15 protein-coding genes and 1 tRNA gene are annotated in these 22803 nt (G+C 46.1%); 10 read left to right on the top strand and 6 right to left on the bottom strand.

The window, feature by feature from the left end; genetic code table 11:
• Positions 1 to 106: 106 nt before the first annotated feature.
• Positions 107 to 3832 (bottom strand): beta strand repeat-containing protein, encoded by a 3726-nt coding sequence (locus IC230_RS00690; protein WP_191037037.1) that lies wholly within the window; start codon positions 3830 to 3832, stop codon positions 107 to 109.
• Between the two features lie 1020 nt (positions 3833 to 4852).
• Between IC230_RS00690 and IC230_RS00685 the strand changes: the two genes are divergently transcribed.
• Entirely contained in the window at positions 4853 to 5284 is a 432-nt protein-coding gene (locus IC230_RS00685; protein ID WP_191037036.1) for a toprim domain-containing protein, read from the top strand.
• Positions 5285 to 5746: 462 nt separating this feature from the next.
• Here the strand turns inward: IC230_RS00685 and IC230_RS00680 are convergent, their stop codons facing one another.
• The 5 genes from IC230_RS00680 to IC230_RS00660 all read right to left on the bottom strand — a co-directional run bounded on the left by IC230_RS00680 (position 5747) and on the right by IC230_RS00660 (position 10623).
• Positions 5747 to 8014 carry an AAA family ATPase gene (locus tag IC230_RS00680; protein ID WP_191037035.1) on the bottom strand — a complete coding sequence of 756 codons (2268 nt, stop codon included), beginning with the start codon at positions 8012 to 8014 and terminating at the stop codon, positions 5747 to 5749.
• Positions 8015 to 8185: 171 nt separating this feature from the next.
• Positions 8186 to 8259 (bottom strand) — tRNA-Asn (locus tag IC230_RS00675).
• A gap of 122 nt (positions 8260 to 8381) precedes the next feature.
• A complete protein-coding gene (locus IC230_RS00670; protein WP_191037034.1) occupies positions 8382 to 8684 on the bottom strand; it encodes a PH domain-containing protein in 303 nt (100 codons plus the stop codon).
• A 94-nt stretch (positions 8685 to 8778) separates the two neighbouring features.
• Positions 8779 to 9408, bottom strand: a complete 630-nt coding sequence (gene rsmG, locus IC230_RS00665) for a 16S rRNA (guanine(527)-N(7))-methyltransferase RsmG (RefSeq protein WP_191037033.1) — start codon at positions 9406 to 9408, stop codon at positions 8779 to 8781.
• 48 nt (positions 9409 to 9456) lie between these two features.
• A complete protein-coding gene (locus IC230_RS00660; RefSeq protein ID WP_317171733.1) occupies positions 9457 to 10623 on the bottom strand; it encodes a glycosyltransferase in 1167 nt (388 codons plus the stop codon).
• 143 nt (positions 10624 to 10766) lie between these two features.
• Here IC230_RS00660 and tgt point away from each other — a divergent pair, with 143 nt between their 5' ends.
• The 9 genes from tgt (at position 10767) to IC230_RS00615 (ending at position 22797) form a co-directional block, all read left to right on the top strand.
• The gene (tgt, locus tag IC230_RS00655; protein WP_191037032.1) at positions 10767 to 11897 is read left to right on the top strand and encodes a tRNA guanosine(34) transglycosylase Tgt; all 1131 of its coding nucleotides are present in this window, start codon (positions 10767 to 10769) and stop codon (positions 11895 to 11897) included.
• A 128-nt stretch (positions 11898 to 12025) separates the two neighbouring features.
• Positions 12026 to 14347 (top strand): SLBB domain-containing protein, encoded by a 2322-nt coding sequence (locus tag IC230_RS00650; RefSeq protein ID WP_317171732.1) that lies wholly within the window; start codon positions 12026 to 12028, stop codon positions 14345 to 14347.
• A gap of 82 nt (positions 14348 to 14429) precedes the next feature.
• On the top strand, positions 14430 to 15452 hold the full coding sequence (locus tag IC230_RS00645) for a GNVR domain-containing protein (RefSeq protein ID WP_223860146.1): 1023 nt from the start codon (positions 14430 to 14432) through the stop codon (positions 15450 to 15452).
• Positions 15453 to 15519: 67 nt separating this feature from the next.
• Positions 15520 to 16812 (top strand): nucleotide sugar dehydrogenase, encoded by a 1293-nt coding sequence (locus tag IC230_RS00640; protein ID WP_191037030.1) that lies wholly within the window; start codon positions 15520 to 15522, stop codon positions 16810 to 16812.
• A 19-nt stretch (positions 16813 to 16831) separates the two neighbouring features.
• Positions 16832 to 17842, top strand: coding sequence for a CgeB family protein (locus IC230_RS00635; protein WP_191037029.1), 1011 nt, complete (start codon positions 16832 to 16834; stop codon positions 17840 to 17842).
• Positions 17839 to 19149, top strand: a complete 1311-nt coding sequence (locus tag IC230_RS00630) for a lipopolysaccharide biosynthesis protein (RefSeq protein WP_191037028.1) — start codon at positions 17839 to 17841, stop codon at positions 19147 to 19149. Before IC230_RS00635 ends, IC230_RS00630 begins: the two co-directional genes overlap by 4 nt.
• On the top strand, positions 19146 to 20639 hold the full coding sequence (locus IC230_RS00625; RefSeq protein WP_191037027.1) for a hypothetical protein: 1494 nt from the start codon (positions 19146 to 19148) through the stop codon (positions 20637 to 20639). Before IC230_RS00630 ends, IC230_RS00625 begins: the two co-directional genes overlap by 4 nt.
• Positions 20639 to 21661 carry a glycosyltransferase family 4 protein gene (locus IC230_RS00620; protein ID WP_191037026.1) on the top strand — a complete coding sequence of 341 codons (1023 nt, stop codon included), beginning with the start codon at positions 20639 to 20641 and terminating at the stop codon, positions 21659 to 21661. The genes IC230_RS00625 and IC230_RS00620 overlap by 1 nt, the downstream gene beginning before the upstream one ends.
• The gene (locus IC230_RS00615; RefSeq protein ID WP_191037025.1) at positions 21658 to 22797 is read left to right on the top strand and encodes a glycosyltransferase family 4 protein; all 1140 of its coding nucleotides are present in this window, start codon (positions 21658 to 21660) and stop codon (positions 22795 to 22797) included. The genes IC230_RS00620 and IC230_RS00615 overlap by 4 nt, the downstream gene beginning before the upstream one ends.
• Positions 22798 to 22803 lie beyond the last annotated feature (6 nt).

Genomic DNA, 22803 nt, shown 5'->3' with positions numbered 1-22803 from the left:
TTTAGGGGTATAAAGCATGAATAGAAATCCATTCCCAACTAAAAAAATCAGTCGGGAATGGATTTCCATCGATGTGGACCTTCAGCGAAATAGGCCACTATCTGGCTTATTGCTGGAAGTAATCGATCCGATCGGCATCAATGTTATTAAGAAAGTTAGTTTCTCCGCCACTACCACTAACGACTACTGAGCTAATTGATAAACTGCCTGACGTAGCGTTGGGCGTCATCGATCCCGTCAAGCCGAACGAGAGTCTATCACCAGCCGGGACGACCGAGGTAGTGGTCAGTACGTAGTAGTTGGGATCTGAATCATTCAATTGCCAAAGGCTATTCTGCACAGGTCGTGATCCGACGGAGGTAGCCGTGGCCGGTAAGGTCAGATTGTATTTGGCATCCCGGTTAATCTTAACCGTAATCAGTCCATTCGTTGGCACTGACTTCAACTCTACTACGTCAACCACTACCGTGACGGGCGTAGTACCATAAGCCAGGGAAGGTCGAACATACGTCAGTAGAGCCAGATCCGGCGAGGCAGCAACAGCGGATACGACTGTAACGCTAGCTGTAGACGAGCAGCCGCCTGCTGCTGTCAACGTAACGGAGTAAACACCGGCCGTCGTTACAATAGCCAGGTTGCTGTTGTTGATCTGAGTAGCACCAGACCCAAAAATGTATGAGTTCGCGCCAGGAGTAGCGGTCAGGGTAACGATAGGATTAGACTGGGTAATCGGACCACTCGCTGTCAAGCTGGCAGTAATCGGAGTATTAAGGGTTACGCTGGTCACCGACTGTGTTGAACCGCCAGGGGTATTAACGGTTAGCGTGAAGGCCTGAACGCCCGACCCACTAGCGGTTAAGGTTTGGCTAAATATCGTACTGCTGGCAGAGGTTCCGCTAACAGTAGCGCTACCGTTGGTGAGGGTATAGGCAAAAGGAACTGCCGCATTGGCAACGTTTGCCGAAAAGCTAACGGGCTGACCGGCGCAGACCGATGTAGGATTAGCCGCAAAATTAGCCAGGACAGGGGCTGGGGCACCCACCGTGACAGTCACACTAGCTGTTGCTGAGCAGGCGCCAGTCACGCCTGTTACAGAATAGGTCCCAGCCAGGGAGGTAGAAACAGTCGTTGTCGTTGCCCCCGTCGACCAGGTGTAGGACGTAGCGCCGGATGCGGTCAGGGTAGTCGATTGCCCCTGAACGATACTTAGTCCCGGATTAGCTGCGATGCTGACGGTGGGTGGCGCTTCCACTGTCACGCTAACAGTAGTGCTGCTGGTGAGCGTTCCGCCTGCATCGGCCACCGTCACGGTAAAGGTTTGCACGCCCGCCGTGACCGCTGTCGCCGAAACGGCGCTGGCGCTGGTAGCCGACAGGGTAGTGCCAGCGGGCGCAGCCCAGGTATAGCTATAGGGAGCTGTGCCACCCGATGCAGTAACCGATAGGTTCACCGAGCTATTCACACAAACGGGGCTTGGTGTAGCGGAGGCAGTCAGCACCAGGTTGACTACTGGTGCCGACGAGCAATAGGCTACCCCTCCACCCTGGCGAGCTAAATAAATGGAGTTACCCGTCACATAAACATCAGCGAGTCTAATCGACCCCAGCCCATTGGTTGCGTTCGTGAACGTGTTACCCCCGTTGGTTGAAATGCTTAGGCCATTGTCGGTAGCCGCATAGACCGTGTTGCCGATTACTTGCAAATCAACTATATAATCACTGCTTAACCCATCGGCGACCGTTCGGGTGCTAAATGTCTGGCCACCGTTAGTGGAGATGCTCAACCCACTGCTTGTAGCAACGAAGACGGTATTGCCTACGGCATAGATAGTCGTCGGATTATTTCCTAAGCCTGCAACGGTTGTCTGGTTCGTAAATGTGTTTCCGCCGTCGGTCGAGATACTGAGCCCACCCCCAGTGAGTGCATAAACTGTATTACCAACTGCGTATACGCTGGAAACCGAATTACTCCCCAGTCCATTTGCGGTCGTTTTATTTGTAAATGTGTTTCCACCATTGGTCGAGATGCTGAGCCCAGCTCCTGTTGCGACATAAACCGCGCTGCCTACTGCAAACACATTTCCTGCGAAATTATCACCCAGGCCATCGGCTGTCGTCTTGGTCGTAAATGTTTGCCCACCATCCGTAGAAATCAATAATCCATTATAGGTCGAGAAATAAAGTGTAGTGCCGCCGGGGCCTGTCAGTCCAAAGTAGTCGTTAGCAAAGATCGACGAACTGGTGAACGTTTGTCCGCCATCGACCGATATCGCTGGCCCCTCACTTGTATTGGCATAAACGGTCGTACTGCCCGGTCCTGTCACGGCAAATACTTTATTGACATAGTCACTGGGTAATCCCTGGGTTGAACTCACAAAATTATCACAGACGGGACCATTCGTGAGATTTCCACCAACCACGGTAACACTGGCTGTAGCGGAGCAGATTCCTCGTGTGCCGGTTACCGAATAAACACCGGCTGTAGACGTAGTGATAGCCGCCGTAGTTCCTCCCGTCGACCAGGTGTAGGACGTAGCGCCGGATGCGGTCAGAGAGGTCGATTGGCCAGGGCCAATAATCAGTCCTGGATTCGCCGATATTGTTACTACCGGTGCAACATTTACTTTGACCGTTCCGCCCGAAGTGGCACCTGCCGAGGTTGTACAGGTACTCGCGGCTCGTGCATAAATGCTGTAGGTTCCGTCGGCTAAATTGGTGAAGATGGGGCTGGCCTGATACGTAACACCACCATCAACGGAATATTCGAAAGGCTGACCATTGCTGGCGGTTCCTATCGGAGATGTAAACGTAAGGCTGCCACTGCCCGTGTTGCAGCCGGGACTAGGCGTAGCGGCAACTGTGAATGCCGTAACCGGTGTATTGGTGCTGGTTCCAGGAGTGATCACCTCATTGACTGCCCAGGCCCATAAATTTGCCCAGGCTTTATCAGTGTCGGAGCTGATTGCACCTCCGTTTGTCATACCACCGGACAGGAAGGTAAAATAGTCGGTATCAGCCACTAACACGTCCCTTTGCCGGGTATCTAGTATGATCGATGGATTGCCACTGGCGTTTCTCGCCAATACGATACTGGAGCAATCAGTGGAAAAAAATCCCTGAGACGTCCCTGCCTGACTGATGTTGACCGCACTACCAAAAACCCCTGAAAAAATTTTAACGTTCGACGTAGCATCCGCAACGGTTGGCGTTGTCGGATTTGAGGTCTGATTAGACAAACCGTATCCGTATCGATTCGTTAACGGTTGACTGAATGGCTGTTCCGCTAGAATCACAACCTTCCCTGGCTGTTGTGACCACGTAAAAATGGCCTGAGTCTCGGAGGGGGTTAGAAGAGCGCTGACCCGGTTGTCGTCTACCATTCCAATGAAAAGGACATCAAAGCTAGCCAGCGAAGCTGCTGTAATAGAGCCTACTGTGCCAAAGGTGTGGGTAATATTCAGACTATGGTTTACCGTTCCCCCGGCACCGAAATTGGCTGTGCTGGTGAGCTTGGCCAGGGCATTCACCATATAGGAACCATTCAGACTGTACGTTGGATAGCGCGACTGATCGATACTGGCTACGTTGATGGTCTGCGCTGATACAGACTTAAGGCCGACTCCCATTGACATAAACCCTACAAGTAAGGTTACCAATAAGAACTGTGCGCTGGGCCAAGTTATCCGCAATCCGAACTTCGTAGATCGGGCATCAGCACTATGCTTGCTAGTGTTCTGAAGCTGGTTCTGACCGACGCCGATGATCCGCCACACAAATAGTTGTATTGTGCGATAGTAAACCAGAGGAAATGAAAAGAATAAAGATTGTCTCATACAAATAATTGAAGGTAATTGGTGTAAAAAATGCCTGTAATGGCTGTATTAACAGAAAAAGCGGCAACCAGGATGGTGCCAGGCGAGATCATTTTGACGGATTGAAAGCTCTGCTGGAAAACGCATATACAGGGTAGTACTTATGAAAGTATATACGTACAGCTATCAGATGAGGCACAAAAAAGCCTTCCCAGTCAACGCGAAGTAGCTGATTCATTCGTATTACCAGACTATAAGAGAGTCGTTTGTCAGAGAGGAGCAGAAAGCAGAAACTAGCTCAGAACCGAACGTATATCAACCTTATTAATTAGTCAACTCAGGGTTCGAGGTGGTATTTATCTTTCTGGTGTTCAGTCCTCAACAAGGCTTTTGAAGGCGAACAGATGTAAATAGTATTTCATGCATAGTCAGGTTTTAAGGGAGGGTGATTGATAAGCTAAGCCATTGTTTAGAAGAGAGTCGGTAGGCTATTTGGCCGAATAGTTGTAACAAAGATAGATAGCAAAAAAACTGTAACAATTAATAAGGAGACGCACAAGATTTAATGTTTACTTTATATATACAAAATACAGATATAGACCATTTAAAATGATGTTTTAGTTAAAAGTGCTTTTAGGGCAACCAGTCTTAAAACAAGTTGCGGAGTGAGGTACTCTATTTGGCATGGTGCCAACTGTCAAACACTTATATAGGGGCATTGGCACCTTCACTGAGCCTATCGAATTATTTATGGAGTATACTTCTTTGGATTTGGCTAAATCAAAAATTGCCCGTAGGTGCTGCTGTCGCTCATGTCTAGCGATATACCAATCTTTTGATATAATCTCTATTAATGTTACCAGTAGCTTTACTTATTTGCCTCAATATCAACTATACTATTAGAACTGCTCTTAAACTAGCCACTCGTCAACCATTGACATTGTAAGCATTCAGCTAGTACGGAGCCGAGCGCTCATTTACTATGTTACAAATAGTAAAATCTCTCCTACTATTTACAGGAAGTGCATTATCTTACAGGAAGTGCATTATCGAATCGGTCAGAAACAATACTACGCGGTTGGATTCGGCAATGACAAAGGCGGTTTTGAACTAAGAAACCGATACTTCAAAGGTAGTACGTCCCCTAAGTGGTTTACGCATTTACCCGCTGAAGGTTCAACAGCAATCAATCTGTTTGAGGGGGTGTTTGATTTCCTATCATTCTGCCAGTTCTTCAAGGCTCATAAACTCAGTAATCCGACGATTATTTTAAACTCCTTATCGTTCGTAAATGATGCCTTGTTGATCCTTTCTAAGTACGTTACAATAAATGCCTTTCTAGACAACGATAAAGCAGGTAAGAGAGAATTAGAACGGCTTGTAAAGGGAGGTATAAACGTCTGGGACTGCTCACATTATTACCCGAATACTAAGGATTTCAACGAGCACATTACAGGTCATTTCTTCGCGTAATACTCCACGCAATAATACCTGATAAGCTTTTTAATGGCTTTAAGGGGGCTTTTTAAAATTAATGAATGTCTCCACAGAGCTACAGGAGGTTTATCGCTATGCTATCGGGTGTCTACCGCGTGGCTAAGTAATTACTTTTACAGATTTAACACGTACACAAAAATGAAAACAAAGGATAAAATAATAGAAGGTAAAAACGGACTTCGTAACTATTGCTTTGAAGAGGTAGAAAAAGGTAGGATGGTCTATAGTCAGGGGGGGGGCACTACACAGAATACACCAACTTCTTCTACAAAAAAAGTGTGTATACTGTAATAGGGGCTTTGAAGCTAAAAGAGTTGATGCCGCTTTTTGCTGTCAGGGCCGTCAGAAGGCCCATTTAAGGCAGAGGAAAAGGAGTATTTTTAAGAGGATAAAAGGTCTATCTACTAAATAAGCAGAATAGACCTTTTACCTATTGTTTTACTGTAAATTTTTCAACTGTCCTTTAAACGACGCTTCAATAAAATTTATGACAGTTTTACAACCTCCAACAATCATTTCATCAGTATAAGGTTTTTGAACCCTAATATTCCCGTGTGAATTATCATGCATCAATGTGTAAAGAAATCGACAATCGTTTAAAATATTACTTGCCCCATAAAAATCAAGGAAATCCACATCTGGAGATACGAATCTATTTATTGTTTCCAATATATGACGAATAGAGTTAGGGGTAGTATGACTTGGTTCCATGTTCCCTTGAGCAACATTATAAATGTCATTTAAATGCTCTTCATATGGCATGACTAATCCTTTTCTCATTGCTTTTATCTTACCAGATGAAAGTATGAAATTCTCGAAGGATAAATTATTTCGCAAGAGAATTGACAGAAATTCAAAATTGTGTGTAAGTATTATATATCTTGCAAATTTTACTTGAAACACAACAGTGAAGTTTTTGATCACTTGGGCTATCGCATAGACGTAATGAAAATCTAAACTTGAAATTGGATCATCTATAATTAAAAATATCAATTTGTAATCCTCAGAATTGTTTACAATTTTATGTATATCGGCTAAGTAGTAGCAAAAAGCTACAATAGTCTTTTCACCTTCACTTAGTACATCAGAAGCATTTTGGTTCAGTTTATTATTCTTATATGTCAAGCAAAATTCGTTTTCATCAAAATAGTATTTACCTTGAAAAAATGTTTTTAAATAATATTGAAAGGTTTCCGCTACTTTACTTTTTTTGTCAACTCGTTCACTTTCTTCTTTATCTTTTATATCTTCACCCAAAAGCTCAATGAATAATCTTAAATTATAGCATTTCTTGGCATCCGCAGATAAATAATTTTTTAAGCTATTGTACTTTGCCTTTATGATTTTTCTGTTAAGCTCTAGTTTTTCACTTTTTTTATTGTCTTTTCTTGAATTGATCAAATTAACTAGTGACTTGTTAATATTTATTATTCTGATAAATTCTATTACGCATTTATCAATACAATCAATATGCTCTCCATAAGTATTTATACCATAAGATTTAGATATATCCGATACTTTTAAATGAAGCATTTTTTTTATTGCATTAATACTTTCTCTGACATCATCAGGATAAAGAATATCTATTAATTCATTATCTATAGAAGGAAGGTATCTTTTATATTCTTGATATTTACTCTTTAATACTAAGAAATCGTTACATAACGCTTGAAATTGATTTTCTAAATCTTCTAAATAATTTATTAAATTGTCTCCATGTTTAATTTGTTTATTTTCAGTATCAATAGTAAACTCGACATATTTATCTATTAAATCTAGGGCTGAAGCATTTAAATCTTGCTCGCAAAAAGGACATGTTTCTTTGCTAGTCCCTAGTATTTTCAATCCATCTTCTATGAATAAACTTTTGGATCTAATCTTTTCCTTAAAACTTTCTGCTATTGCACTTTTATTAAAGGGCGTTTCCAAATAGTCTTGTATTAAGAATAGAGTATTTGTAGATATTGATAAATTGCAATTATATAAATCTGACAAATTATCAGGAATCGAATTGAGCGTAAAAAGTTTATTCTTTAATTCTTCGTAAGTTTCTTCTTCTGAAAATGATAAATCAGACTCTATTAAACTATTAATATTGAGATAGGAAAATTCAGAGGTTTTTTCATTTATGCCTAACCCTTTAAGTTCAAATCTTGCTTTTTTTATTTCAGCTTCAATAAGCTGATAACTATCACTCAGATCATAAGTAAAACTTTCGAGATTTAATTTTTCTTTAGATATATCAATTTTTTCTTTACCAATAATATAGCCTTTAATTTCGCCGTTTGGCTTATATCTAGATGCTGCAAGGTTTTCACTTACATAATCTTCATTGAAAATATGATATATATAGGTTTTTTGTCCTGTGATGACAGGAGGGACATTTCTTTGTAAATCAACATTAATAGTAGATATTAAATCGTTTCTTCCATTAGATATATTTTTTACTGAGAATGAAAAACTACCTTTATTTTCCCCTAAAGTTAACAATTTATTTGAGTCATATTTAGAGGGATTGTCTTTTGTTGCTAGTCTAAATATTCGACTTAAAACAGTTTTCCCAGTTCCATTGTTTGCAAACAGGCATATTTCTACTGAATGAGTTTTGAAATTTTCATATAAATTAATATGAGGGCCAATATTTTTTGCTTGAATTTCAAATTCAGCGTTAAGGGTGGATTTTTTTTCTTTTTGTTTAGGATTCATGGAGGTATTATACACTAAAAAGAGTTGGCTAAACTACCATATATAAAGTATTTTCTTGTTAATAATACATGCCAATATTACAGTACGATTTAGGTTGATATTCGAGATTTTACAAAAAGTGATACAGAAAGAACCAAAAAAGCCCCAAAACAGACGTTTTGAGGCTTTTTGCTCCCGAAGCTGGGCTCGAACCAGCGACCCTCTGATTAACAGTCAGATGCTCTAACCGACTGAGCTATTCGGGAATCGTGGGGCAAAAGTAGCTCGAAACACGATACTACGCAAGTATTAGCCCCGAAAAAATGTCATTTATCGCTACAGAATGTTCTAACCAAATGACAATCAACCGCAACGAACAGGTAAAATTTTACCGTAACGGGTCGGGTCGGTGACTCGGTACGTTCTGAAGGATCAGTTCTTTGATCCGCCGGGCATCACCTTTGGAGAAATTGCGGATCACAATCTCCGGTCGCGCACGGGGAATGACGTGGATATTCGCAAAGAACACCCCATTCTCAATCTCCACGCCCGAAATGTCGGAATAGAATACGAAGTTGTCGGTGCCGCCAATCAGTTTACGGGTACGGAACGTAACGCCTTTGTCGTTGAACTCAACCTCATCGGGATTGAGCGGATCTTTAAAACTGCTACTACGGAATTTTTCTGCCATGATGTCTGAACCGGGATTTAGCTGATTTAAGGATTTAGCTTTTATAAAAGCGAAGAACAAAATCAGCTTAATGCTTAAATCCGTTAAATCCCGGTTATTTTTTAGGTATGTAAATGACTTTCTTCGTTTCAAAAAAAGGCTCCTCGAAATAATCCGAGAGATCGTAAACGCGGTAACGATCAGGCACTTCGGCCAGTTCCTCGGCAAGGTCGCCCCCTTTGAGGTACAAAACACCATTGGGGCGGTCGTTGTTACCTGACTTATGAATTTTGTAGCGTACCCAGCCCAGAAACGGCTTCAGACGCGTAACGGCCCGGCTTACGACAAAATCATACGTTGTGTTTAACTGCTCCACGCGAGCCTGTTCGGCTTTTACGTTCGTTAGCCCCAACGCATCCGTTACTTCCTGCACTACTTTTATTTTCTTGCCGATACTGTCGACCAAATGGAAATCGGCCAGCGGGAACAGAATCGCTAGTGGAATTCCGGGAAAACCGCCCCCTGTACCTACATCCAGAACCTCTGTGCCGGGTTTGAACTGTACAACTTTAGCAATGCCGAGTGAATGCAGAATATGCTTTTCATACAACGCATCAATGTCCTGTCGCGAAATCACGTTGATTTTGGCATTCCAGTCGCGGTAAAGGTCCTCTAAAGCCGCAAACCGCGATTGCTGTTCAGCGGTCAGATTGGGAAAGTATTTGAAAATGAGATCAGTATTCATTTACGATGTAGTTAAGTAACGTATTGACTGACTGAGGCTGTAGATACGTTACTTCCAGTAAAGTCGCTTTTTTCGTTTGGTAACGAGTGTTTTCATGCCCATTAGGCCGTAGTAAATGGCTAAGAGCAAATCGATAAACGGCATAATGGCCCAGTGAATGGTCTGCCCCAGTCGGTAGCTGATGCGTCCGACGATTCCCCAAAAGGCCAATAGCCGAAAAACAAACGCGCCCGTTCCAAGCTGCAAAAATAGCCATTCGTTCCCGGTAAAGGAACGGTGACGTAATTCATAACCTAAAACAACCAACCCGACGATCAGGGCCAGCAACCAGCTTAATACGTATGAACCAGTAAGTACAGCTAAGCGAAACTTATGACCGGGTTTGTAATATTTGCCGACGTTCAGATGCCGCTGTTTCTGCAAGCGCCACTCAGCCCAGGTTTCTTTCGGCTTCGACCATGTGACCGTATCGGGATCGAGGCAGACGGCCGTATTGCGCCCCGTTGCCACTTCGTTCATGAACAGATCATCGTCGCCACCTACTACGTTGATGTGCGAATAAAATCCCCGGTTCGCAAAAAACAACTGGGTTCGGTAAGCTAGATTACGGCCAACACCCATGTACGGTCGACCTGCTAGAGCCAGCGAGATATACTGCACCGCCGTAAACAATGTTTCCGACCGAATCAGCAGGTTGAGAAAACCCGGTCGGTATTCGTAGGGTGAAAAGCCCAGTACAATTTCTTTGCCAGGGTTATTAAAGCAATTACTCATGCCTGCCAGCCAGTTGGTTGAGGCCGGGCGACAGTCGGCATCAGTAAGCAGTACGGTTGGATAGCGAACCTTTTTAAGCGCAATCGTCAGCGCGTATTTCTTGGGCGTTACGTGTTCATGTTCCTTGTCAATCCGAATAAACCGAACGTGGTTGAGGTTGCCGATGTCGTTCTCTAAAAACGAACGAGTACCGTCTGTCGAGCGATCATCCATGATCAATACCTCAAAATCTGGATACTGCTGGTCATTTAGCAGAGGTAATAACTCCGTCAGATTTTCCAACTCATTACGAGCACATACGACGATGCTTACGCCCGGTTGAGAATCGCTACTGCTCCGGTGAGATTGACGATGGAAAGCCGTTCGGGAATAAACGAAAAGAATAAAAATAAGCTGAATGCTGACCATTAACAGCCAGAGTATCAGTAACGCTATACTCACAGGTGGATCGGTAAATGTGGGGTAAAGATAGGGAATAGGAGGAAGGGGAATAAAGGGAAGAATGGGAGAAAAGGGAAATCATTAATTTCTTCCTTCCTTTCTTCCCTTTCCTCCCTCTTCTACCTTTCTCGTATCTTTGTAGAATGACATTTTCGATTACTGCCCACGATCCGCTGTCGAAGGCCCGAACGGGAACGCTGACAACAGATCACGGGCTCATTCAGACGCCCATTTTTATGCCGGTTGGTACGGCGGGTACTGTAAAAGCTGTTCACCAGCGCGAGCTCGAAACCGACATCAATGCTGAAATTATTCTGGGAAATACGTATCATCTTTATCTGCGTCCCGGTCTTGATGTATTGCAGCAAGCGGGAGGACTACATGGCTTTAATGGCTGGCAGCGGCCCATTTTGACCGATTCGGGTGGCTATCAAGTCTATTCGCTATCCAATACGCGCAAGATTAAAGAGGAAGGCGTTACGTTCAAATCGCACATCGACGGCTCGAATCACCGATTTACGCCCGAAGGTGTCATGGATATTCAGCGAATTATTGGTGCTGATATTATCATGGCGTTCGACGAGTGTACGCCCTATCCCTGCGAATACGAATACGCCCGAAAATCGATGGAAATGACCCACCGCTGGCTCGACCGATGCATCACCCGATTTGACGAAACCGAGGGCCAGTATGGCTATCGGCAAACGTTGTTCCCCATTGTGCAGGGTAGTACGTATCCCGATCTGCGTCGACAGTCGGCGGAGGTGATCGCGAGTAAAGAGCGTGAGGGAAACGCCATTGGTGGCCTGGCCGTAGGCGAACCCGCCGAGGAAATGTACGCCATGATCGAACTGGTCAATGGGATTTTGCCTGCCGATAAGCCACGTTACCTGATGGGTGTCGGAACCCCCGCTAATATTCTGGAAGCCATTGCGCTGGGTGTCGACATGTTCGACTGCGTCATGCCGACACGTAACGCGCGGCACGGATTGCTGTTCACGACGCAGGGGATTATGAACATGAAGAATGAAAAATGGAGCCGCGATTTTAATCCGATTGATCCCGAGTTAGGTGGATACGCCAGTACGTTCTATTCAAAAGCTTACCTCCGTCATTTATTCAAATCTGAAGAATTACTAGGTGGTCAGATTGCCAGCCTGCATAATCTGACGTTCTATTTATGGCTTGTTCGACAGGCACGGGCACACATTTCTGCCGGTGATTTTGTAGCGTGGAAAAATGAAATGGTTGTTCGGTTAATGCAGCGGTTATAGCCTTGATACGTAAAATAGTATTGATTTTAAGTCTCCATAATGAATAATTTGGAGACTTTTTTTGTGCTTGCCCGTCTTATCTCCGTCTGATTTTTAAAGGACATTATCCGTAACTTTATTTCTTTCCAGTGGTAAAAATTGGCCGACTTTGCCGGACCTTATCGATTTGTTTGTTGGGGTTACTTGCCTGTAGAGCGGTATTGGCCCAGCAGGTCACGAATCTGACCGACGAGCAGGTTCAGCAATTTGTTCAGCAGGCCCAGGTCAGCGGCATGACCGAAGCACAGATGGAAGCGATGGCACAGTCGCGTGGCTTTACAGCCGCCGACGTGAACCGGATGCGACAGCGAATCAATCAGTTATCATCGCCTTCGGGTAAGCCAGCTGTTCCCGTAGAAACGAATGTTGTTCGCGAACAACCCGCCACACCAACTCCGCCAGTGGCCGTCACTACGTCGCCAGTCCCCATTTTCGGGGCATCACTCTTTTCCAATGCCCATCTATCGTTTGAACCGAATCTGCGCATTCCAACACCGCGTAATTACGTCATTGGTCCCGATGACGAACTGATTATTGATATTTACGGAAATGCCCAGCAAACGTACCGACCCAAAGTTAGTCCCGAAGGAAGTATTCGTGTCGAAAACCTGGGACCCATTTACGTGAATGGGTTGACCATCGAGCAAGCTGAACAACGTATTGTCGGACGGTTAAGAACACTTTATCGGGGTCTTAATTCAGCTGCTAGTGGTATACAAGCTCAACTGACGCTTGGGAGTGTCCGGAGTATCAAGGTTACGTTGCTGGGGCAGGTGGTACGGCCCGGTACATATACACTCTCGTCGCTGGCAACGGTATTTAATGCCCTGTATGCTGCAGGTGGGCCATCACCGGAGCGGGGTTCGTTTCGAGACATTCGGGTGTATCGCGGTAACCGACTCATCCGAACCCTGGACATCTACGATTTTTTGCTACGGGCCGATCAGAAAAACAACATTCGCCTGCTCGATCAGGATATTATTTTCGTCGATCATTACAACACCCGTATTGAACTGGCTGGTGAGGTAAAACAGCCCGGTCTATACGAAATACGGCCGGACGAGACGCTCAAAAGTGCGTTGACGTTTGCCGGAAATTTTACCGACCGAGCGTATACAGCTTCTATTCATTTACGTCGGAATACGCCAACTGAGCAGCAATTGATGACAATTAATGCTGCCGATATCACACAGTTCGTACCGCAGGCAGGCGACCGTTACGTGGTTGGATCGATTTTAGAGCGGATTGAAAACAAAGTCAGCGTCAGTGGAGCAGTATTTCGTCCGGGCGAGTATGCCCTATTGAAGGGGATGACCATCCGGCAGATGATCCGGAAAGCCGAAGGTTTACGGGAAGACGCATTTCTAAACCGGGCTACACTTCGGCGATTGCGTGAAAATCTTGATCCTGAGATTATATCGGTCGATTTGGGTAAACTATTGCGGGGTGAAGTGGCTGATATAACCCTTCAGCGAGAGGACCACCTGACCATTAATACGGTAAGCGAACTACGTCAGAAACGCACCGTTTCAATTCAGGGTGCCGTTAATAAAAGTGGTACGTTCGATTTCGTTGACAGCATGACGGTAGCTAACCTGATTGTGCTGGCGGAAGGCTTTTCCGACGCGGCCATTTCGTCGCGTATGGAGATTGCCCGACGGATCAAAAACGACACGAGTGGCCTGGTCAGCAATCAAAACGTCCGACTCATGACGTTCGCCATCGATCAGCATCTGCGACTCAATTCGATGGATGCTCAACTAACGCTACGTCCGTTTGATCAGGTATTTGTGCGAACCTCGCCCCGCTATGAAGCGCAAAAGGGCGTTAGCATTTCGGGTGAGGTTTTTTATCCGGGGGCTTACGCCGTTCGCACATCGACCGACCGAATTACAGATCTGATCAATCGCGCCGGTGGCCTGAAGCCCGAGGCTTATCTACTCGCAGCCAGGTTTATGCGCAAGGGAGAAGCGGTGTCGCTCGATCTCCAGAAAATTCTAAGTAATCCGGACGTAGCGGGGAATTTGCTGCTGGAAGATGGCGATGTACTTACCTTACCTCGTCGGCCGGATATCGTCAGGATTCGCGGTGAAGTTTTGAACCCTGCTACGGTAGAATTTGATCCAGCAAAATCATTTCGCGATTACGTTGACGAAGCGGGTGGATTTACGAATAAAGCCTTGAAACGAAAAGTATATGTCATGTCAGCCAACGGAAAAATCAAACCAACGCACTCGTTTCTGGGCATTCGGTCGTACCCAAAACCAGAGCGTGGCGCTGAAATTGTCGTACCTGTTATACCGGCTAAAGAACCCAACCGAGCTTCATCAACCGAACGGGCTGCGTGGCTGACCGTGATTGCATCGGGCGTAGCAGTTATCCTGACGGCACTACGTTTATTTACGAATTAGGTTGTTATCGAAAAGAATGGTAACCCAGACAGAACCGCTTTTGCCTGCAAATCGCTGGACCACAGTCAACTCTAACGTAGTAATGCGAACGATCTGGCAAGGGCGCGTACAAGCCTTGCTAATAGCAGTCGTATGTGCCCTGGTGGGCATAATAACTGCATTACTACTAAAACCCGAGTTTCGGTCAGAAGCACGGATTATGCCCGAAATGAATAATGGCTCAGGGGATATGTTCAAGCGATTGGCCTCGGTGGCAGGATTTGCCGGTATGGATTTTGCGGAAGCTGAAGGGCTCGACGCTGTTCGACCGGATTTATATCCTAACGTATTGCAGAGTACGCCATTCATTCTGTATCTGATCGACCAACCCATTACCACAACCAATGGAAACCGGTCTACAATTGGTGAGTTTTTACTGCCTGAAGCCAGCGAATGGTCATTGAAACGTTTGTTTTCGTTTATTAAAAACGAACCAGTTATTTATCCCATAAACGCTAAGGCTGGAGGACCTGTGCGATTATCGGCCCGGCAGCGCGATCTAGCCGATGAAATTAGTGAGCGTGTCACGGCTAAACTCGATACGCGTTCCGGTATCATTTCGATTACGGCCCTTATGCCCGATGCCAATATGGCTGCAACCGTCGCACATCTGGCTATGGATTACCTGACGCAGTACGTAACAAGTTACCGCACGGGTAAAGCCCGGCAAGATTTACAGTTTTATTCGCAACGCCTGAATGAATCCCGACACCGCTACCAGACCGCTCAGTTTAACGTGTTTCGCTACAACGATCAGCACAAATACTACGTGGTGCAGGCCGCTACGATGGAGAAACAGCGTTTGGAGGCAGAACTCACCATTGCTCAGACGGTCTATACTGAACTATCGCGTCAATTTGAACAGGCAAAATTGAAAGTGCAGGAGCGAACGCCCGTTTTTAAAGTGCTCGAACCGGCGCAGGTGCCACTCAAACGGGTATCGCCTAAACGAACCTTGATCGTTCTGCTTTCTGGTGGAATTGGGCTTGCTATAGGCGTTATGTATGTATTGGCACGACAGGCTGATGTTTTAGGCAAATTACAGGCGATCGTGCGCGGAGGATAATGTTGTTCAGAAAAACCGATACGTACTACAGAACTCAATCATCAGCCACTTAACCTTATTCACCACCTTGTTAAACGACCTTCAACAGAAAAAAAAGCAAATTGCCGTTGTTGGCTTAGGCTATGTTGGCCTTCCCGTAGCGCTCGAATTTGCCCGGCAGTTTCGCGTGATTGGGTACGATATCGATCCAGAGCGCGTGGCTATGTTACAACGGTCCGAAGATCCGTCGCAGGCTGTATCACTCGAAGCGTTTCATGGAACTGACATTACGTTTACAGCCAATCCCGACGATTTGAAAGGAGCCCATTTCTTTGTTGTGGCTGTACCAACACCGGTCGATGAGTACAAAGTTCCGGATTTAAAACCATTGCAACGGGCGTCGGAAGCTATTGGTCGAGCACTCAAGCCGGGCGATTATGTGATCTATGAATCAACGGTTTATCCCGGCTGTACGGAAGATGACTGCCTGCCGATTTTGAAGAAGCAGTCGGGGTTAAAACCAGGCCGGGATTTTAAACTGGGTTATTCGCCGGAGCGCATTAATCCTGGTGATAAAATTCACACGCTGCCGGATATCCTTAAAGTCGTATCCGGCAACGATGAGGAAGCGGCTCAGACAATTGCGGAGATTTACGGAAAAATTATCCGGGCGGGAATCTATATCGCCCCGACCATTAAAGTTGCTGAAGCAGCTAAAGTGATCGAAAACGTACAGCGCGATCTGAATATCTCGCTCATGAATGAGCTGGCGATCATCTTCGATAAGCTGGGCATCGATACACAGGAGGTTATCCGGGCTGCCGCTACGAAGTGGAATTTTCTGCCCTTTACGCCAGGCTTAGTCGGTGGTCACTGCATAGGCATCGATCCCTATTATCTGCTATATAAGGCTCGTCAGGTAGGTTATGATCCGCAGGTGATCAACTCAGGTCGGCGGATTAACGACGGCATGCCCGCTTACGTTGCCACAAAATTGGTCCAAATGCTTCTGCAGCGCGAAAAGAATCCACGTCAGGCGAAAGTGCTGGTCATGGGGCTGACATTCAAGGAAAATATTGCAGACATCCGAAACTCGAAAGTGGCTGATCTGATCCGCGAATTGATGAAGTATGCCATCAATGTTCATATCGTTGATCCGCATGCATCACCGAACGAAGTAGCGCATGAATATCGGTTAACACTTATGGACAAACCCTCTGATCAATACGATGCGGTTATTGTGGCGGTGGCGCATGACGAGTACAGGACCCTGGACGTAGCGTACTTTAAATCGTTGATGAATGGTTCACCAATTCTGCTGGATTTGAAGGCATTATATAACGTAACAAAAGAAGACGGTGTCGAATACTGGCGACTGTAGTTGGCCGAAAAGAAGCTTTATGCGTGTAGTTATTGTCGGTAGTAAGGCATTCGATTCGCTGGAATATCACCTGAGCGATTCTTTCCAGGCGTTGGGGCATGTAGCCTCGATTCTTGATGTTACGGACGTTACGCCTGTTTCATCCAAAATCAATTATTGGGCTTCGCGTTTTTGTGAATCGTATGACCGATCTGTCAGTCAACGGCTTGCGGATCGGATTATACGATTGCAACCTGATCTAGTGTTGGTTGTGTACCGACATCTTCATCCGATACTGGTCGAGATCGTCAAAGCGAAATTGCCCGGAACTCCTGTCGTGCAAATCAACCCCGATGCACTTTCGAATCTGGAAAAGCAGCAAATCATTGCCGCTGACTTCGATCATTATTTCTCCAAAGATCCCTATATCGTCAATTTTCTGCGGGACAAAGCGGGACTGAACAGCCATTATTTACCTGAAGGATTTAACCCGCGCATCCATCAAAAGCCGCCTGTCGAGAAATACGTTGCGGAGTGGCTGACCAACATCGACGTACTGGTATTTGGCAATGTGTATGCCTACCGTGCTCGTATGCTCGAGCAGCTTGTGCGGGCGGGGATAAACGTAGCAGTATACGGTACCGAAGGGCAATACCTACGCCCGGTTGTGCGATCGGCGTTTCGACATCAGTACCTGGTTGGTGCAGAGAAAAATCGGCTGCTATACGGTGCTAAAATTGTCTTCAATAATTTTCACTATGCCGAAGTTACGTCCGTCAATCAGAAGTATTTTGAGATCAATGGCATTGGTGCGTTTCAGCTTTGCGATTATAAGCCAACCATAGAAGAATACTCAGGCGTTGCGGCTGAGCAGGTAACGTATCAGACAATGAATGAAGCCATCGATAAAGTTCGATATTATCTGGCGCACGCGAAGGAACGGCATGAACTGGCGGCAAAGCAGCAGGACCATTTTCAGAGGAATCACACGTTCGACCAGCGTGTTGAAGAATTACTACGTACAGTTGGATTATACGCACCTGCCGTATGAAAAGGGTGATTGATCGCACTATTTCACCCACAATATCCGCCACGCGACCGCTGACGACTTTGATTGTCGGGCAGGCGATTTCAGCTCTGATGGCGTTGATTTATGGGAAACTCACAGCGCTCTATATTCCACCAGCTGAGTGGGGCGATTATAGTTTACTCGTTGCGGCCATGACACTGTTGCACGGTTTTCTGGTGACGCCAACAAACCAGTCCTTCAAAACCGCATTAGCCCGATTTCCGCGTAGACAAGTGATTCGTTTCTATAGCCGCATTCTCCTGCTGATCTATCTGACTGTAGTGCTGACAGCGGCCTTGCTGGCTGGGCTGTATTATCAGAACTCAGTTTTCGGACTAGTCTGGCTGGCTGCCTTTGGACAGGTTATTTATCAACTGGGGAACGACTATCTAAACGTATCAGGCCAGCATCGGCGATACGTGCTGATCCAAATTGCGTATGCCATCAGCAATGTGCTGACGTTGTTCGTATTCGTCGTTGGATTTAATCAGCAAACGTCTACTGGCGTTTGGCAGTCTATGGCCTTGCTGAATAGTCTGTTTTCAATACTGGCTTACTGGCACTTAGATCAGGCTAGTCGAACAGCCGAATTTCTGTCAGAAGCAGTCACTGATTTGGTCGAGCTAAGCCAGGCATACAAACAGTATGTGGGCCCATTGCTGAGTCTGGCGTTTTGGGGATGGGTTATCAACTACGCAGACCGCTATCTCATTCGACTTTACCTGGCCGACGCTGGTGTTGGTCAATATGTTATGGGCTATAGCCTGGGATCTAAATTGCTGATTCTGGTGGCTCCGTTTCTGACGTTTCTCTCGCCTAAAATCTTAAGTTTACGAGCCACTGGGCAGCCTTCCGCAAGTGCGAACCCGTTGTTGCTACGTTACCTGGCCCAATACGTACTACTGGCTGGAACAGGCTGTTTTCTCTTCTATCTAGGTCGCGAGTGGATTGGCGAACTGCTCCTGTCGAATCGATACAGGGCTGCTTTTCCTATTGGCCCGATCGTAGCAATCGGCTATTTATTCCTGACGAGTATTCATCTTTTGGAGGTGAAATGGTATGCCTTCGGGCAGACGCGATTGGTATTGTGGCACAACATAGCAGGCGCGGTGCTGAATGTTACGTTTACTAGTTTACTGATTCCCCGACTTGGTATTCTGGGAGCTGCGCTGGCCACATTAGCAGGTTTCGCCGGGCAGTTTCTGCTGGCAATCTGGTTGTTTCTGTCCGCAAGATATAACGGCTATGAAACCTTGCCACCCGATACATTGACGCTTCGCAGCCTATGATAACTACGAATACAGGAAAATTTATACGCTATACGGGTCTGGCTTGGTTGAGTGCGCTAATGACACGCCTGTGTTGGGCGGATTTCTGGCTGATTTGCACCAGTGTTCTGTCGCTTGTTGGTGGATTATACGGCTTGGGTAACCTATTGAAAATGCCAGCAATGCGGGTCAACTTTTTTCTGATAAGTGCCGTCATTATTGTACTGGCCAGTGCGTTTGGCGTACTGTTTGGCTTTGTGTCGATTTCATTGGTATCGCACGATATTTGGGAAATCACGATCGATTATGCCTACACAACCACAGTCGATCTGGCCCTTGCTCAGGCCTATACCAATACGTTTGCGATTGTCTTTTGGTTGTTGGGCAATCGACTACACCATTCAGGGATGATCGGCTCTGTCTATCAGGATATTGCTACGTGTTTACATGACTACAAACGTATCTTGCTGATGCTGGTTGTGGCTATTCTGATTTGCCAGCTATATCTCTTTACTATCAACGTAGTCGTATATGGAGGGAAAGATCTGGCAACTGAAGGAGAACCGACTCATCCGTTGCTGGCGCTGATAACTCCGCTTGTTTCGGTTTTACCATTTGTGCTTGCTTACTATGCCCGAGGCTATTTTCAGGCCGGTCGCTGGGTAGCCGGGATGCTCTTCATCATATTGCTTCTGGGCGAGCTGAATTGGTTCTTTCTGTTTGGTCGCCGTAGCATAGTCTATTTTTTCATACTTCTGTTCGCTGGGTTAGGCCATGCTAACGTATTGACCGGTAGGGGTATAGTTAAAAATATAGTGCCCATATGCATAAGCCTGTTCGTGATCCTGACAATTGCCGATACGTATCATAAAATGCGGTCGGTTTATGGGTTTCAAAACCTTCAGCGAATGAATCTTGTCGACGGGCTTACTAACTTAAAAACGAATACCGACGACGAAAAATACGACAGCATTAGAAAGATGAATCTGTCTGTTCGAAGCGCTTACAGTTCACTTGCGCTCGGGCAGTTCGTGAATCTTTTCAGAACGACACCACACGAACCTTTGGCAGGACGGATATTGATGACTAGTATCCTGCTAGCCACGCCGAGTGATTTTTTGATTAATAAAAAATCCGTTTTAGCCAAAGAAGCGCTGTACGAGAGTTCGTATTCGTTACGCCTTACCGACATCAGTGAAACGCTTTATTTAGAGGCCTTTATCGACTTTGGCTGGTTTGGCGGTTTCCTGTACGCTGGCTTCATTTTCGCGCTATTTTATGGCATCTACGCGCTGGCCAGGCACAGCAACAACCCATTGTTTTCCCTGATTGTGAGTTGCACGTCTGTATCGCTGGCGTTGGCAATGATTGAAGTTGACATGATCACGTTTCTCGCCAACATCCGAACGCTGTTTGTGTATTACCTCGTAACCCGGTTGTTTTTCTGGAAAACAGAGCCGCGTCAGCCGAGCTATGGAATGACTGAAACCAGCAAAACGATCTTACGCTAATGATCGTAACCTACCTGTTTCGCAGTCCCGGTACCGGCTATAGTATTGAAGGAGTATTCAATAGTCTTCTGCCTGAAATTAAGCGACAGCCGGACGTATTACCAATGGCTATCAGTTTGCCATTTATCAGCCAGGGACTACGTAGTGTCTGGCGAAATTTACGTTTCGTCGCCAGGTTAAAGGCTAACGTAGTTCACGTCACGGGCGATGTTCATTACGCCGTGTTAGCGTTGCCCCGCGCACGAACTATATTGACAATTCATGATTGTATTACCCTGAAAAATAACCACAATCGGCCGCTACGTTACGCGATATTCTGGCTGCTTTGGTATTATCTGCCTATTCGGCAGGCGGCTGTGGTGACGGTCGTTTCAGAAAAGACCCGGCAGGAACTCATTCAGTACGTTGGCCCGATTGCCAGAAAGGCCATTGTTGTTTCGAATAGTTACGATTCCGCACTTGCCTATCAGCCCGCTTCTGTTCAAAACGAACCGCCCGTATTGCTCCAGATTGGTACGGCTCCGCACAAGAATCTGGCTCGTCTGCTGGCTGCCATCGAAGGAATCCGCTGTCGATTAATAATCATCGGTCCACTGACAGAAATACTCATTGACAACCTGAAACAACGGCGAATCGACTATCGGAATTACGTTAATCTGGACCGTACAGACGTAGTACAAGGCTACATCGACTGCGACATCGTGACGTTCGTTTCGACTTATGAAGGCTTTGGCATGCCTATTCTCGAAGCCAACGCCATCGGCCGACCGGTCATTACGTCTGATGTATCGCCTATGCGTGAGGTGGCGGGCGGAGCCGCTCATTTGGTTGATCCGACGGATGTTGCTGCTATTCGACAGGGTGTTCTTCAGTTGATTCATGATGCTACGTATCGACAAAGATTGGTTAACGCTGGTCTGAAAAATGCCCGGCGCTATACAACCAAAGCTATAGCTGAGCAATACGTAGGGCTCTATAAACAGCTCGACCAACGCAAACTTTCAACTCAGTCTGTTTCATGAGGATTGTCTTATCGGCGGACTGTTTTTATCCCGCACAGATGGGCGGTCCCAGCAATGCAATTTACTGGCAGGCAAAGGCCCTAACGCGGGTTGGCCACGACATAACCATCGTGGCTACGTCGCAGGATTTGCCGCCGGAGATTGAATTAGATGCGTGGTTAACGCTGGATTGTGGCCGGGTGATCTACACAAAAAATCCACACTTTTATTTGCCTGTCAAACAAATCTGGTACGGTTGGAAGGTTATTCGGAAGGCCGACGTTGTTCACATCAATAGCCTGTTTTATCCGGCGTCGCTGATGTGGGCGCTCCTGAGTCGGTTAATGGGAAAACCGGTTGTATGGTCACCGCATGGCGAATTGAGCCCGGAAGCACTAGGCTATGGTTCAGGCATGAAACGATGGTTGCTGAAAATCATTAAGCGACTCAGTTCTGTGATTTGTTTTCATGCAACTTGTGACGCCGAAGCAAGCCACATTCGAGGGCAATTCGGGCAGGACGTGCCGATTGTTAGCGTGCGGAACATGATGGAGTTGCCAACGCTTATGACTCCATCGTCAACAAGTCATCCTTATTTGCTATTTATCGGTCGCCTACATCCCATCAAAGCCATTGATCGACTGCTTGACGCACTAAGCACATCGACCGTTTTTCGGAAAAGCAACTATTCACTGCGCATTGCTGGGCCCGATTTCGGCAGAGTATACGCTCAACAACTGCGTCAGCAAGTAAAAAAGCTGAATCTGACAGCCAAGGTGTTATTTATCGGCTCAGTTGATGGTGTGGCTAAAGAGCAGCTTTACGCCAATGCCTACGTAACGATTCTGCCGTCTCATTCGGAAAATTTTGGGAACGTCGTTATTGAATCGCTGGCGCAGGGCACACCGGTCATTGCGTCGACCGGAGCGCCCTGGCAATTGCTCGAAACCGAGCAGGTTGGACTCTGGACCAGTAATGACCCGGCTAACCTCAGGCAAGCTATCGAAACCTTCTTGACAATGCCGAAAGAAACCTATCTGGGTTACCGCCAACGGGCAATCGAGTTGGTTCAGCGTGACTACAACATTATGACAAACGTAGCAATATGGGAGCAAGTTTATGAACGGGTGGTCATGCGGAATGAGCTGAAAAAGTAGGCAGAC

The organism is Spirosoma validum, assembly GCF_014699035.1.
Lineage (GTDB): Bacteria > Bacteroidota > Bacteroidia > Cytophagales > Spirosomataceae > Spirosoma > Spirosoma validum.
The sequence above is the reverse complement of the archived record's forward strand: the minus strand, read 5'-3'. Positions and strand labels throughout refer to the sequence as shown.

Coding starts and splice junctions, on each gene's coding strand:
- IC230_RS00690 (WP_191037037.1), bottom strand. CDS start 3,832: ATGAGACAATCTTTATTCTTTTCATTTCCTCTGGTTTACTATCGCACA.
- IC230_RS00680 (WP_191037035.1), bottom strand. CDS start 8,014: ATGAATCCTAAACAAAAAGAAAAAAAATCCACCCTTAACGCTGAATTT.
- IC230_RS00670 (WP_191037034.1), bottom strand. CDS start 8,684: ATGGCAGAAAAATTCCGTAGTAGCAGTTTTAAAGATCCGCTCAATCCC.
- rsmG (WP_191037033.1), bottom strand. CDS start 9,408: ATGAATACTGATCTCATTTTCAAATACTTTCCCAATCTGACCGCTGAA.
- tgt (WP_191037032.1), top strand. CDS start 10,767: ATGACATTTTCGATTACTGCCCACGATCCGCTGTCGAAGGCCCGAACG.
- IC230_RS00645 (WP_223860146.1), top strand. CDS start 14,430: ATGCGAACGATCTGGCAAGGGCGCGTACAAGCCTTGCTAATAGCAGTC.
- IC230_RS00635 (WP_191037029.1), top strand. CDS start 16,832: ATGCGTGTAGTTATTGTCGGTAGTAAGGCATTCGATTCGCTGGAATAT.
- IC230_RS00630 (WP_191037028.1), top strand. CDS start 17,839: ATGAAAAGGGTGATTGATCGCACTATTTCACCCACAATATCCGCCACG.
- IC230_RS00625 (WP_191037027.1), top strand. CDS start 19,146: ATGATAACTACGAATACAGGAAAATTTATACGCTATACGGGTCTGGCT.
- IC230_RS00620 (WP_191037026.1), top strand. CDS start 20,639: ATGATCGTAACCTACCTGTTTCGCAGTCCCGGTACCGGCTATAGTATT.
- IC230_RS00615 (WP_191037025.1), top strand. CDS start 21,658: ATGAGGATTGTCTTATCGGCGGACTGTTTTTATCCCGCACAGATGGGC.